Raw genomic sequence first — 13,912 nt, forward strand, 5'->3', positions numbered from 1 at the left:
TTCTTTGACTTTGGCGCCTGGGTTCTAGAGTTAGGTCTATTCTATTGATTTTGGGGCGTGGGGTTCTAGAGTTAGGTCTATTCTATTGATTTTGGGGCGTGGGGTTCAGCCTGCAAGTGGTCTGGGGTTAGGCTTATTCTGTTGAGTGGGGTTCAGATGTTAGGTTTACTCTATTGATTTTGGGGCGCTGGCTTCAGCCTGCAAGGATCTGGGTTTAGGCTTATTCTGTTGACTTTGGCGCGTGGGGTTCTGCTGTTAGGGTTATTCTGTTGACTTTGGGGCGTGGGGTTCAGATGTTAGGTTTACTCTATTGATTTTGAGGCGCTGGCTTCAGCCTGCAGGGATTCTGGTGTTAGGGTTATTCTTTTAGATCTATAACATTAAACCTAAACATAACAGACAATATAAAAACATTTGCAAGCTAAACAGGATACGTAGGCGCTTCCGTTTATAACACTAAGCTACGCCTACAGAGATTCTTTACTCTATTGACTTTGGGGCACTGGCTTCAGCCTACAGGGGGTCTGGTGTTAGGGTTATTCTTTTAGATCTATAACATTAAACCTAAACATAACAACCAGTACAAAATATCTGCAAACTAAAAATAAGATACGTCGACCCTTCAGCTTATAACAATAGACTGCGGCCTAATTCGCCAGACTCAAACAGATCAAAGCATCGTATCCTGAAAACTTGCACTTTACTTAACAGTAATAACATCATCGGTTGATTCAGCTAGCGCCTTAGTCACTTGACTATGTTGCACTAGTAGCATCGCGGTTTCATGCTGTGCATGCACAAACGAGTGGATAGCAAGATCCGATAACTGCTCTTTCTCATCCAAAGTATTAATCTTAACCACCAAGTTTGCTTGAGGGTGATATTGCAAAACAGATTCACAAATAATCTTGATATTTCTAATCGAATTTACCGTTAGAATAATACTAGATGATAACTCTATCTTGAGAGACTCCAATACCGGTTGTTTGTCTAGATGACCAAAGTAAGCGTGATAACCTCTTTTTCTGGCAATCAATACATGCTGTAAGTTATCCGAAATAATTAAGAAGTTTTTGTTTTTACCATGTAACTCTTTAGCAACAATTCGTCCTAAGGTATCAAAACCACAAATAACCGTATGATGATCGACCTTAACTGGTGTAATTTTGTCAGCCTCAAAAAACTCTTTAACAAACAAAGAAGCTAATTTATAAATATTATTGACCATAAATGGCGTGATAATCATCGACAACACAGTCACCAAAATAAGGAAGCCGCCTAGCTCCTCTGATAGTAGGCTTTGACTGGTCGCTAAAGCAAAAATAGCAAAGGAGAACTCCCCAACCTGACAAAGCGCTAATGCAGACTTTATAGAGTCACTTTTGTTTGATTCTTGTCTTATCAAAAAGTAAATTACAATGGCTTTAATCAACATCGCAGACACTAAAACACCAGCAACTAAATGCAAATGCATTAAGAAATACAGCACGTCAATTTTAGTACCAATAGAAAAGAAAAAAGCACCGAGTAATAGGTCTTTATAAGAAGCAATATCAGACTCAACTTTTACATGAAAATGGCTTTCAGCAATGATCATACCAGCAATAAAAGCACCTAAAGAATAAGTGAACCCCATTTCATGAGCCAATAATGACGCGCCTAAAACAATGGTTAAAACAGAACCCAGAAACATCTCTTCCATACGGGCTCGGCTTGAGAAATGTAATAGCCATTCAATGATCTTTTTGCCTAAGGTAAACATAAATGCAATCACTAAACAGGCATAGAGTGCTGTCTTTAATAAAACATCACCAACCGACAACCCTTCTTTTGCTAAAAATCCAATCAACAATAAGATAGGAATAACGGCTAAGTCTTGAAAGATTAAAATGGCGACCGACTTTTCACCATAGGGTGTCACGATATCTTTAGATTTTTTCAGATATGTCACCACAATGGCGGTAGACGATAAACTAAAAGCCAAAGCAATAATGATCGCAGAAGTGGTATCTAACTTAATCAAGTAAAAGGCAATTAAAAAGATAATCACAGAACTGGCAACCACTTGCACAAAACCATTGACAAAGATTATTTTGCGCAGTTTTTTCAGTTTAGAAAAGGACATTTCCAAACCGATAGTAAACATCAAGAAAACAATACCAAACTCCCCTATTAAATCGAGTGATGAGAAATCTGCATGGCCATTAAAGTCAAAAATATTACTGATGATTGTACCCGTGATGATGTAACCCACAATATGTGAAATAGCGAATTTAGTAAGCACAATATTAATAATACTTGCGATGGCTAATGAGATAGCAAGGATAATAAGTATCGAGTCCATGAACGGCCTTAGGTAAGAGTGTTAGTTGTCAATAATATATAACGTAGATCACATTTCATAAACTCTTTTCTTACTCTTTTATTAGAAATAAAAAATCAAAACATTTACCTTCCTCCTGCCCACTAGAACTAAAAATAAATTTAAAATCAGTTAGTTAAAAACATTTATTATAATAATCTGTTAGTTGTGCGTAGTTTAAGGAAAATGATTGAAGCAATAATGGGTGATTGGGAAATAATTTAACGCAGAAATTCGCTTACATAGCGGTGTTATATCGCTTTTCTTATCAGGAACTGAGGTTAATTATTAAATAATAAGACATATTAACAATGACTTAGAACACGCCAACAGCAGTAATAAAATATCCTCTGTAACTAAGCATTAAAAAATAAAAATATAAGCAAAAAAACATAATAACTAAAAAATTATTTCAGTACTTTCACTGCTTAAATAATGCATTAGCATTTTTTATTGCAACTGGATTTTACTGTACAAGTTGTAAATTGATGTAAATAAGCAGATTATTTAAATAATCATACAAATAGACAATATATTGACCGAAGATAAGGTTTTAAACAAAAAATCGATTAAACTTTTTAATATTCAGATAATTAAGACAATCTCGATTTTTCTAAAAACATCATAGCAACACGTTAAATGACGTTTAAAAGCACAATGAAAAATCGATGAATGCTTATATAATTTTAAAGGGGATAAAATGACCACAAAAATAGAAGGTGCACAAGGTATTGTTCATGCTGTTGACTTAGCCATTAGACCATTTGGTTGGCTATTATTAACCATATTCGTTGTTGGTTATTACTTTATTGCAGCGGAAGAAAAATACCATATCAATAAAGCCAAACCGGCACTTTTCACTGGTACATTTATGTTTATGCTACTCGGTGGGTATTACGCAGTAAATGGGTTGGACTTCAGAGCATTCGATACTGAAATTGCACATTTAATATTAGAGATTGCAGAGATATTCTTCTTCTTATTCGTTGCAATGACTTTCATTGAAGCATTGATTGAAAGAAATGTATTTGATGCGTTAAAAGAAAAGCTACTCAAATCGGGGTTCAATTATAAAAAACTGTTTTGGGTAACGGGCTTTCTTGCCTTCTTTATCTCACCCGTCGCAGATAACTTAACCACCGCTCTTATCCTTTCAACCGTCTTAATCACCATAGAAAAAAACAATAAAGCATTCCTTATTCCTGCTGCTATTAATATTGTAGTAGCGGCTAATGCGGGTGGTGCTTGGTCACCATTTGGTGATATCACAACGTTGATGGCATGGTCAGCAGGTAAAGGCTCATTCATTGACTTCTTATTTCTCTTTCCGTCGGCTGTTATTGGTTGGGGAATTACGGCTTTCCTATTATCCCGATTTGTACCAGACGGCTCACCTGAAAAAATAGAAGGCACTGAACCCGTTAAAATCCACAAAGGTGGTAAAGTGATCATTGGTCTTGGCATTTTCACGATTGCATCAGCAGTATTAGGTAAACAGCTTATGCATTTACCGCCAATGTGGGGCATGCTATTTGGTCTGTCACTATTACAGCTGTATGCATACACACTTAAAAAATATCACAATAATGATATTAATATTTATAAGTCGGTTTCTAAAGTTGAAAATGACACCCTATTATTCTTCTTTGGTATCTTAGCAGCCGTTGGCGCACTACATTTTGCAGGATTTTTAAACCACGCCGCTAAACTGTATACTTTATTTGATCCAATGTACGTCAACATGGGTGTCGGCTTCTTATCTGCAATTGTTGATAACGTACCAGTGATGTCAGCCGTCTTAAAATCATCACCTGATATTCCATTAGCACAATGGATGCTAGTGACATTAACGGCAGGTGTCGGTGGCAGCATGATCTCTTTCGGCTCAGCTGCTGGAGTTGGGGTAATGGGCAAGCTAAAAGGTATTTATACTTTTGGGGCGCACATGAAATATTCTTGGACAATCGTCGTTGGTTACTTTGCTTCTGTAGCCGTTTGGTATATTCAGTTCGAAGTCCTTGGACTTTATATTAAACCAGCCGTTCAAGCCGTTACGGGACATTAATTAGCCGCGGCCGTTATCAGAATAGCGATACCGGTCGCTTTAATGACTAGATAAAAAAGAAACAAAACAGACATACTCGAAGTTAATAGTTGCAGCAAATCGTTAATATTTTTTAATTTGCTATTGCAATTCATATCACTCAGCGTAAAACGTATTCTTTCACTGTTCTTCAAAGGAGAAGACAATAAATGGCAAAGCACAACAAAAAGATTAAAACACAATCTCTCACCTTAAACTCAACACAAAAACAGGCTGATATAGGCCGTGGCATTATCAATCATTCAGCAATGGCGGCATTAGTGACAAGTAAGGTCTTTTGCATGAGAGTCGTTAAAGCAAAAAAAGGGAAAGGTTCATTTAAACGTAAAGTAAAACACTCGAGCAAAGAGTGTTATCAAATAGCGGCTTAAGAGCCATTATCTGATAACACTTTTATATTAAACAGAAGATAAACCACCAACACATAAGGCAATAGTACAAGCTTGATGAAGGCTATATTAAATTACGACAGTGTTTTAAAGTAGTTAAAGTGGTTTATCCGTCTAAAGGTAAAATTAATGTTAGGAGCAACACTGCATTGAGCTTTAGAAATACCACTTTAGTAATGCTATTTTAGTAATACAATCTTGCCAATGATGTTTAGCACGCAATGGTTTAAGAAAAAACGATCTGATTAATATGTTTAGCCATTATTTAATACATTTTAATAACTGTATTTCAAACGACTCATCACCGGTATCTGCAATTAATTCAATTCGACTTTCCGAACTCGCGTTTAAACTAGTTTCAGTTAATCCATCTAATGTGAGGTTGTAACCAAAAAGGCCTTTATCAGTTATCATGGCTGCTTTCATACGTTCTACTTTCAGTTCAGACAGCTTAGTAAAAAATGAAATGAGTTTCTGATGATCAAATATTTTATCCGAAGAAAAACGCCATCCAATGCTATAGAAACCTTCACCTTCATTTACTGCTTTTAGCATACCGCTTGCTGGTATAATTGCTTCGGAAGCAAGCGGTTTGTTATCATTATGAACATGGTTATGTGTATGGTGATGTTCATGACTATGCTCATGATCCAGCAAGTGCTCATCGGCTATTGAATGCCCATGAATAGTGTCATGTCCATCAAGTTCAGAGAGTGAAAATTTTCCATGTTCTGCCAAAATCACTTTAGTATTTGGGCGACTTACTTCAGCGACATAAGATGCTAGTTTTTCTAGATCATCATTTTGATAAAGATCCGCTTTGTTACCAACGACAGTATCTGCAATAGCAATTTGTTGGTTGAAGGTGTCATGATTGGTATAACGAACGTCAGATAAATTTCGTGCATCGACTAAAGTAATATTTTTTTGCAGCGATAACACTTCGCGATAATGTTCCGAAGATAGGACGGCCATGACCTCTTTTGGATGACCAAGCCCTGTTGGTTCAATTAATAAACGGTCTGGCTTCGCTTTTAATAGCAATTGATTAAGCGCAATTTTCATTGGTACACCAGCAGCACAACACATGCAACCACCAGCGACTTCACGAATAAACACTTGCGCTTTATCATGCTGTTGCCCTTGGACCAGGCTACCATCAACACCTATTTCACCAAACTCATTGATTAAAACAGCCCAACGTTCACCTTTTGGTTTATTCGCGAGGAGACTCAAAATCGCAGTGGTTTTTCCTACGCCAAGAAAACCGGTAATAATATTAGTTGGTACACCTAAAACAGATTGATTATCAAAACTCATTAATGATTTTCCTATCACTTTTTACAAGCATTTGGTTTGCTGAAACAACAGACGTCAATAGATCTGAATGCTCGATTGGTACTATCGATATAATATTCAAATAAAAATTCATAACGATACTAGTTACTGCTGTCATGCAATATTTCCAATGATTATAAGCCTTTTATCACGGTATTTAGCGACTAATAACTTCTTTAGTCATACGTATTAAACGTGACATTGAATACTGGTTACATTGGATATAGACTGCAATAAATACGGAGTCAACTCAACAATCATTAGCAACAGATGATCGGGCATCAATAATAAAACCAGAACCGTTTTTAAGTGAATAACCGCAGCATTTTAAACTTTCCTGTCTTAAATTTTATTAACTTAAACTTTATCAACTTAGATTGTATTATCTAAAAATTAAGCAACTTACACGCTTATTATTTTAAATATCAGCAGCATACTTCATTAGGCTCGCTACCCTATTTATTATTTTACGTGATCGACACGAACAACTGTAAACGTTTATCTTAACTTATAATTTATCATTTTTATGATCCTAAAAAGCATGTAAACGATATAAATTGATTTAGACAATAGTTAGCCTACTTTTTGAAAAATATCTTCAAACAATACATTCAGACAATACTTTAAAATAGTACCTTCAGACAAAACTTTAAAACAATTTATTCACGCACCACTTTCAAACACTAATCGCAAGGCTGAAGAAGGGGTACCGATCACTTGCTGATTTTTATACACCAAGTCACCATTAACCCAGGTATTTTTGATTTGTGCTGAAAATGCATGACCTGCAAAGGGAGACCAACCACAGTGATATAAACTGTTTTCATTACTGACAGGTGTTGAAGTGTTTATATCGACTAATACTAAATCGGCATAATAACCTTCTCGAATAAACCCGCGATCTTTAATACGATAACGAATAGCAGGATTATGTGCGGTTTTCTCAACAATTTTAGCGATGCTGAACTGCCCTTTCTTTGCTTGGTCAAATAGGCTTAGTAAGGCATGTTGCACTAAAGGCAACCCAGCTGGGGCTTGATCATAAGGTACTTGTTTTTCATCCCAAGTATGTGGTGCATGATCCGTCGCAATAATATCGATTTGATCGGTATTCAATGCTTGTAACAACATCTCACGATCACTTTCGTATTTAATAGCAGGGTTACATTTTATTTGGTTACCAAGCTGCGCATAATCTTTATTGCTAAACCATAGGTGATGTACACAAGCTTCAGCAGTGATATGTTTATTATGAATAGGCCCAGCGTCAAACAAGGCCAGTTCTTTTGCAGTAGTAATGTGTAATACATGAAGTTGGCTATGATGCTTTTTTGCCAATGCGACGGCAAAAGAAGATGAAGCATAACAAGCTTCATCATCGCGAAGTACTGGATGATCTTCGATGGTAAATAGTGATTTACTTTTTAACAGCTTTGCTTGGTTTTGGCTGATAACCGCCCCACTTTCGCAATGTGTCACAATGAGCACCGGAGAGTCTCGAAAAATAGCGTCTAACGCTTGTGGATCTTCTACTAATAAATCACCTGTTGAAGCCCCCATAAACACTTTCACACCACAATGTTTAGTTGGATCAAGTCGTTTTATTTGCTCAAGGTTGTCTTCTGTAGCGCCTAAATAAAATGAATAATTTGCTAATGAACTTGCTTCCGCCATCGCAAACTTACGTTCAAGCGCTTCTATTGTTGTAGTTGCAGGATTTACGTTTGGCATTTCCATGTAACTTGTGATGCCACCAGCGACTGCCGCACGTGACTCTGACGCAATAGAGCCTTTGTGCGTTAAGCCTGGCTCACGAAAATGAACCTGGTCGTCAATCATACCAGGCAATAAATAACACCCTTTGGCTTCGATCACTTGATCACCTAATCTTGCTGAAATGTTAGTTGCGATGGTGTCGATGCGTTGATTAACGATTCGTAAATCCATCTCTGCAATCGAGCCTTCGTTTACCACACTTGCATTTTTAATGAGCGTTGCTGACATAATGTTCCTCGTTTTCTTTTTGGGATGAGATTGATAATTTTAAGATAGGGAAATAAATGGAGTAAACAGGCGAAACGTTAATTAACACACTCATCACACACACCGCTAATTTCGAGTTGCGGCTGAGTAACAGTAAACCCTTTTTGTTTCGCTTGAGATTGAAGACCAGTCATTATGATCGGCGCGATGGTTTGTTCCGTTATTTTGTCGCATTTAGAGCAGATAAAAAACTGAGGAGTGCCATGATCGTGATCGCAGAGAATATGCGAACACATAATGTATTTATTAGACACTTTAAGCTTGTGAGCAAAATGCTCATTCTCAAGAAAATCCAACACTCGATACACTGTCATCGCCTGAATAGTCTCTTCGAAATGCTCTTTACAATAATCGACTAAGTCATAGGCAGACAAAGCTTTATCAGCATGTAACAAGGCTTTTAAAACCAACTTACGTTTAGTTGTTAATTGTTTGCCACGTGCAGTACAGCTTTCAGCGACATGATCAAGAATGACATTAATTTCAGTCATCTACATCACACCAAATCTAATGTCAGGAGTAATCGCCGCTCATTCAACATCAATCCTGGAGAGCGATGGACTAACCCCGCGCTTTCATTACCTTTCCAGCCGCTGCCTTTGAGCAACCCAACATCACCCGCCTGCATCTGTTTTATAGCAAGCTCATCATTAAACAAACCGGATAAATCATCTGCAATACCAACACTCGCTCGGCCTAATTTACTGCGGTCGATATCTTTGCTTTCTAACCATTGTGTCGCAATGCCAGTATAAGTTGTCACCAAGCGACATGGAATTTGGTCTACATGAAATTTAGGACACATAGCGCTGTCTAACATCGTGAGTCGTAATCCCGCTTCTTCTACATCGAATAAACAACAAAACATATCCACTATCAAGGCAACATCTTCACTTAGCCGACCAGCACAGGCCTCTCCTTCCAACTTATCTCGAATATATTCAGCAGCGTTATCAGGCGAAACACGTTGTACTAAAGCTAATGACTTCCGCGTTTCTAGCATTTCATTAATCGACTCAGTCATTATCGTTGGCAATGTTCGCTGCCATACTGCAATGTTATATTTTTCTTGATAAATTTCAGTCAAAATACTTGATTTTGAGCTTATAGGCTGCGAAACATTTACATCAACCACACTCGCTTCCATAGCCAAATTAACATTCATATACAACGTCCTCCGATAATGTTTTCCAATATTATGTAATCACTAATAACTCTTTAACACATAACCACATTCGATCTTGTTTTATTGCTAGGAGTTTCAGGAAAAACTATTTTGATTGATACTTATCCAACTCATTATTATTGATACGTTATAACATTACAAATATAATAACTAGTTATTAGGAAACAATTTAATGCAGAAATAAATGAAAATAACGGTTATGTGAGGATTTTTTATTCATGAATATAATGGGTTAGGGAATATAAAAATATTGTTCACAACCAATAAACTATTTCAGTCTTCGATGGATGACGAATATTCTTTAACTCTTTATTATTGGAAATATAGTGATGAGTCAATCAAAAATACAATCATTAAAAAATTATAAATGCTGTATTTACAAGTGGATAATATCTTTGTATTTATTTTGTGAATACCTATAATTTACCAGCGCAAACACCTTCAGTAGAATCTAGTATTCTTCAGTAGAGCCTAATTTTCTTGGGTCAAGCCATTAATTAATTTTAATATTTAATCAATGCTTGGAACAGCATCGTAGCGTTGTTGTCAGTAAGAAAATGTTTACTGTTTTTGAATCCAACATAAAATTAAGCACTAGCAGTCGAGATCACCCACTACGAAATATTATTGATGTTATTAAAAATAATCTAAATTTAGTTTAGAGCTTTTTCAAAGACCTAGCCGCTTAAGTCGCTATTTTTATTCTCTTCTACTCATCTTTTTTCAAAAATAATGCTATGAACACCTTAAATTAATATGTTGATTTAAATTGTTCTCTCGCCCTACATTTGATACGTTATAACATAACAAATTTAGATTAATTTACATCTGCTAAAGATAATAAGAAGAATAAAATGAAAAAGAATTTTCATCACATCAACAAAATGGATGAGTCTACCAAATCGCTATTATTACTCATTCTGTTTAATGATGGCATCCACAATCGTTCTGATGCATTTTCTGAATCGAATGTATTGTATCGGCTTACTTAAAAATGATTGAACATAATGTAACAACAATTGCCGAAGCATTAACGCATTAATCAGTTTGTCTGAAATAGAAAGTGCTCAAATCTATTTAGTCACTTTTTTAACAAAAAACCTGTAAATACTTTGGATTCACATAATAGAATAATGAATAATTATGAAAAAAAATCTTAACTACCTCTGTTTTGTTATCATCATTAACTTAATTCTATCAATAAAAGTACAAGCTCATCCTCACTCATGGATTAGCTTAAAAACAAAAATTGAAGGAAAAGGAAGTCAAATATTAGGTTTCACCATGTCTTGGACTTTTGACTCAATCACCTCCGCTTACATGCTAGATGGAGAGGATTTATCTGCAGCGAATAAATCAAAAACGTTAGTAAAAATAAAAGACTCCGTCATGGAGAATATTAATTTAGAGCATTACTTTACCTACTTTTATGACGGTGACTCACCTGTTAAATATGCTTTTTCAAACCAAGGTAAATTAACGCAAAACGGTTCTAAATTGACACTAGATTTTTATGTCCCTCTTTCAAAGCCTAAAACAATTTCAAATCGCCCTTTCAAGCTGTCTATTTTTGAGCCCAGCTATTATGTCGATATGAGTTGGGACAGCAAAAATGACATTGAATTATCTCCTGAATTAAATAAGTTTTGTGTTTTCAAACTCGTCGAGCCAAACCCAACACCGGAACAGGTCACCTATGCGATGTCTTTAGGTGTTGATGAAGACCCCGATGATGCTCTCGGACAACTTTTTACTCAAACCGTCATCATTAATTGCCTCTTGAATCCAAGTAATAAGGATCTAACGTGACAGATAAAATAATTTTCAATAAAACGGTTGCTAATAGGCCGACTAAAAAAGCAAGGCCTAATAATGAATCCAATAAAACAAGATCTCATAAGACAAGATCTAACAAAGCATGGTTATATTGCGCAAGCTTGCTCTTTGTAGGTTCTGTGTACGCAATTTGGCAAGCTTGGCCTTCATTAATAATAACCAGTATGCACTGGCAAAAAGACATCAATGAACAAATCATTGAGTTATTGTATTCAGCTAAAACTGAGCTTGTTGCATCTGGAATTTCATTAGTTTCTTTAGCCTTTATATACGGCGTATTACATTCTCTTGGCCCGGGTCATGGGAAATTGATCGTTACAACCTATCTTGCAACGCACCCAACTAAGGTCAAAATAAGTTTAATACTCACTATTTTGTCAGCTTTGTTACAAGCAATCGTCGCAATCGTAGTTGTTTCGGTATTACTGCTATTATTTAATTCAACCATGCGAGAAGTGAACAGTGAAGCCAATCATTTAATTAGCTTAAGTTTTTATTCAGTGGTGATCTTAGGCTCAATTGTTATTTGGCGTAATGCAAAGTCACTGTTCAAAGGAAGGTTTTCTCGCCCCAGCTCCATTAACATAACCGCTATAAAACCTGTTATCAATATCAACAATCAAAGCAGCGCTATTCCTAGGAATAGCTTGAGCACTCACAAACCACAGCATAATATGTGTGGTTGTGGTCATGTCCATTTTGCGGGTGCTGAAGACGTTAATAAAGCCTCTTCACTTAAAGAATATCTTGCCATTATTTTCAGCGTGGGACTTCGCCCTTGTACAGGCGCCATCATGGTATTACTTTTTTCTAATATGTTGGGTTTGTATTGGCTTGGGATTGTCAGTGCTTTGTTTATGTCAGTCGGTACCGCATTAACCACCTCTACAATTGCGATTATGACGACACTGGGCACTAAGCTAATACAGGGTTACTTGAGTAGTGGTAATAAACAATATAAAAGTGCCAGAAGAACCAATATGAAAACAATCGTTAAGTTAACTGGTGGCATTTTATTAGTCTTAACTGGCATTGTATTATTACAGTCTCAACCCGTTGGTATGTCACCCGTGTTTTAACAAAGTGAATGAGATTTAATATTTGAATTCGACATGATTTAAAACGTAATGTATTGATGAGTGACTCGCGCTTTCATTAACCTTAATTCTGGTTATTAAAAGCGCCATGACATTTAACCTCTCACGATTATTTTATTAACGAAAATTCCCCCAAATAATAATTCTTTATTACTTATTCAACTTGGAAGTCACTTAGTCATCTGTTGATGCATCGCTTTTACTAAAGCGACGAGTGCGTCTTTTGATAATTTATCGGCTTTTTCGACAGTTGCTGCTAGTTTCTTTTTGTTAGTCACTACTGGTGTATAGTCGATAGCTGGCTTTAATATCGTTTGAATTAGTTTTTTAGCAGATTCAGGGTCATTATTGGCTATAACCGCGAGTACTTCGGCTTTCATTACTGCATTTTTCTCTTGCAGTAATTTAGCAATATGCGTAAATCCCACAAGTTCACATTGTGCTAATGTCCCAAATTTAGGCAGCATACGCCATGAAGTTAACGTATTAGGCGTCACCTCTTCAATATCATTTGGACACTCATCAATTACGTTCGACCACGCCCAATCAAGAAAAGCGTCATCACTACACAATATCTCTCTTGCTTTATTACAAGCTTGACCAATTTTATATTTAGCTTCTCGTTTTTCTTCAGCTGTCGGTGCATTTATATCAATGTAATGCGTTGTATCTAAGTATTGTAAGATAATATTTTGTTGTTCTGTTAACGCTGAGCTCATTGAGGTTACCTATTTATTACGCTTGATTATTGGGTCTTTGACAAATTAGGCGCAGTGTAACAAAACAATGTGCCGATGAATATGCAGTTAATCAGAGAGTTTTATTGTAATTTGCTTACTTAATATGGCGACCTAAAATAGTATTTGAATGAATGGTTTATCAGGCCTCATTATACTCGTTCCCTTTAATTGAAGCTTTGAATTGTAGTATTGGAGTCATGTTCTAAATTGGTGCTATATGGACTTCATTAACTCCCATTGGATTGTAAATATTTATTATTTTTAATCAGATTACCTTTTAGGATCATCAAAAACTTCCTGTGAGAATAAACAAAAATGGTGACTAATATCACCATAAATATAAATTTTTCTAAAAATGAGAAGTATTCATTAGAAATAATTAATTAAGGTAAACATCTAATATAAGGGGTTACTACTTATAAATAGATCTAGTTAACATTTTAGCTTACTTGTAGATAAATAAGAATAGGCACTAAGACTAATTTTGATTACAGTGAAATAATTTAGTTATTAAATTTCAGTGTGTTAGATAGGTTACCAATTCTTTTTTTTATCTGTCCCCTTTTTTAGATGACAGTCTGAATGGACCAATTCATATAGAGTTACTTACTATAAAAAAACACTATTTACAGTACAGACTATTGATGAGTTAGGAGATTATTTTATGCAATACCACTTGAATGGTTTTAAACCTGGTAACTATCAAATTCCAGATTCGATTAGAAAGCCGGCCCCTACTCTAATGCCGTTCACTTAAGGTGAACGGCATATTTGCTTTTAGCTACTGGATATCTATTTTTAGATGATTTTAAACACC

General features: G+C 35.8%; 11 protein-coding genes. 5 read left to right on the forward strand and 6 right to left on the reverse strand.

What is annotated here, in order from left to right; genetic code table 11:
• Nucleotides 1-700 precede the first annotated feature (700 nt).
• Entirely contained in the window at nt 701-2,344 is a 1,644-nt protein-coding gene (locus Q0794_RS11605; protein ID WP_298942052.1) for a cation:proton antiporter, read from the reverse strand.
• 718 nt (nt 2,345-3,062) lie between these two features.
• Here Q0794_RS11605 and nhaD point away from each other — a divergent pair.
• Both nhaD and arfA read left to right on the forward strand, forming a co-directional pair.
• Nucleotides 3,063-4,427 (forward strand): sodium:proton antiporter NhaD, encoded by a 1,365-nt coding sequence (nhaD, locus tag Q0794_RS11610; protein WP_298942054.1) that lies wholly within the window; start codon nt 3,063-3,065, stop codon nt 4,425-4,427.
• 188 nt (nt 4,428-4,615) lie between these two features.
• Nucleotides 4,616-4,837 carry an alternative ribosome rescue factor ArfA gene (arfA, locus tag Q0794_RS11615; RefSeq protein ID WP_298942056.1) on the forward strand — a complete coding sequence of 74 codons (222 nt, stop codon included), beginning with the start codon at nt 4,616-4,618 and terminating at the stop codon, nt 4,835-4,837.
• A gap of 279 nt (nt 4,838-5,116) precedes the next feature.
• On the opposite strand, the gene Q0794_RS11620 is transcribed toward arfA, so the two are convergent.
• From Q0794_RS11620 to Q0794_RS11635, 4 genes are all read right to left on the reverse strand, one after another.
• On the reverse strand, nt 5,117-6,175 hold the full coding sequence (locus Q0794_RS11620) for a GTP-binding protein (protein ID WP_298942058.1): 1,059 nt from the start codon (nt 6,173-6,175) through the stop codon (nt 5,117-5,119).
• Nucleotides 6,176-6,856: 681 nt separating this feature from the next.
• Nucleotides 6,857-8,197: a dihydroorotase gene (locus tag Q0794_RS11625; RefSeq protein ID WP_298942059.1), complete on the reverse strand. Its 1,341-nt coding sequence runs from the start codon at nt 8,195-8,197 to the stop codon at nt 6,857-6,859.
• Between the two features lie 77 nt (nt 8,198-8,274).
• Entirely contained in the window at nt 8,275-8,727 is a 453-nt protein-coding gene (locus Q0794_RS11630; protein ID WP_298942061.1) for a transcriptional repressor, read from the reverse strand.
• Between the two features lie 5 nt (nt 8,728-8,732).
• Nucleotides 8,733-9,401 carry a DUF1826 domain-containing protein gene (locus Q0794_RS11635; protein WP_298942063.1) on the reverse strand — a complete coding sequence of 223 codons (669 nt, stop codon included), beginning with the start codon at nt 9,399-9,401 and terminating at the stop codon, nt 8,733-8,735.
• Between the two features lie 875 nt (nt 9,402-10,276).
• Here Q0794_RS11635 and Q0794_RS11640 point away from each other — a divergent pair.
• The 3 genes from Q0794_RS11640 to Q0794_RS11650 all read left to right on the forward strand — a co-directional run bounded on the left by Q0794_RS11640 (nt 10,277) and on the right by Q0794_RS11650 (nt 12,337).
• Nucleotides 10,277-10,414: a hypothetical protein gene (locus tag Q0794_RS11640; RefSeq protein WP_298942065.1), complete on the forward strand. Its 138-nt coding sequence runs from the start codon at nt 10,277-10,279 to the stop codon at nt 10,412-10,414.
• Between the two features lie 151 nt (nt 10,415-10,565).
• Entirely contained in the window at nt 10,566-11,231 is a 666-nt protein-coding gene (locus Q0794_RS11645; RefSeq protein WP_298942067.1) for a DUF1007 family protein, read from the forward strand.
• Nucleotides 11,228-12,337, forward strand: a complete 1,110-nt coding sequence (locus tag Q0794_RS11650) for a nickel/cobalt transporter (RefSeq protein WP_298942069.1) — start codon at nt 11,228-11,230, stop codon at nt 12,335-12,337. Before Q0794_RS11645 ends, Q0794_RS11650 begins: the two co-directional genes overlap by 4 nt.
• 188 nt (nt 12,338-12,525) lie before the next feature.
• On the opposite strand, the gene Q0794_RS11655 is transcribed toward Q0794_RS11650, so the two are convergent.
• Nucleotides 12,526-13,074 (reverse strand): hypothetical protein, encoded by a 549-nt coding sequence (locus Q0794_RS11655; protein ID WP_298942070.1) that lies wholly within the window; start codon nt 13,072-13,074, stop codon nt 12,526-12,528.
• Nucleotides 13,075-13,912 lie beyond the last annotated feature (838 nt).

It is taken from the genome of uncultured Psychromonas sp. (assembly GCF_947489755.1).
Classification (GTDB): Bacteria; Pseudomonadota; Gammaproteobacteria; order Enterobacterales; family Psychromonadaceae; genus Psychromonas.

What these genes read in the sequence shown, in the direction of transcription:
- Q0794_RS11605 (WP_298942052.1), bottom strand. Translation starts at nt 2,344, where the DNA reads ATGGACTCGATACTTATTATCCTTGCTATCTCATTAGCCATCGCAAGT.
- nhaD (WP_298942054.1), top strand. Translation starts at nt 3,063, where the DNA reads ATGACCACAAAAATAGAAGGTGCACAAGGTATTGTTCATGCTGTTGAC.
- arfA (WP_298942056.1), top strand. Translation starts at nt 4,616, where the DNA reads ATGGCAAAGCACAACAAAAAGATTAAAACACAATCTCTCACCTTAAAC.
- Q0794_RS11620 (WP_298942058.1), bottom strand. Translation starts at nt 6,175, where the DNA reads ATGAGTTTTGATAATCAATCTGTTTTAGGTGTACCAACTAATATTATT.
- Q0794_RS11625 (WP_298942059.1), bottom strand. Translation starts at nt 8,197, where the DNA reads ATGTCAGCAACGCTCATTAAAAATGCAAGTGTGGTAAACGAAGGCTCG.
- Q0794_RS11630 (WP_298942061.1), bottom strand. Translation starts at nt 8,727, where the DNA reads ATGACTGAAATTAATGTCATTCTTGATCATGTCGCTGAAAGCTGTACT.
- Q0794_RS11635 (WP_298942063.1), bottom strand. Translation starts at nt 9,401, where the DNA reads ATGAATGTTAATTTGGCTATGGAAGCGAGTGTGGTTGATGTAAATGTT.
- Q0794_RS11640 (WP_298942065.1), top strand. Translation starts at nt 10,277, where the DNA reads ATGAAAAAGAATTTTCATCACATCAACAAAATGGATGAGTCTACCAAA.
- Q0794_RS11645 (WP_298942067.1), top strand. Translation starts at nt 10,566, where the DNA reads ATGAAAAAAAATCTTAACTACCTCTGTTTTGTTATCATCATTAACTTA.
- Q0794_RS11655 (WP_298942070.1), bottom strand. Translation starts at nt 13,074, where the DNA reads ATGAGCTCAGCGTTAACAGAACAACAAAATATTATCTTACAATACTTA.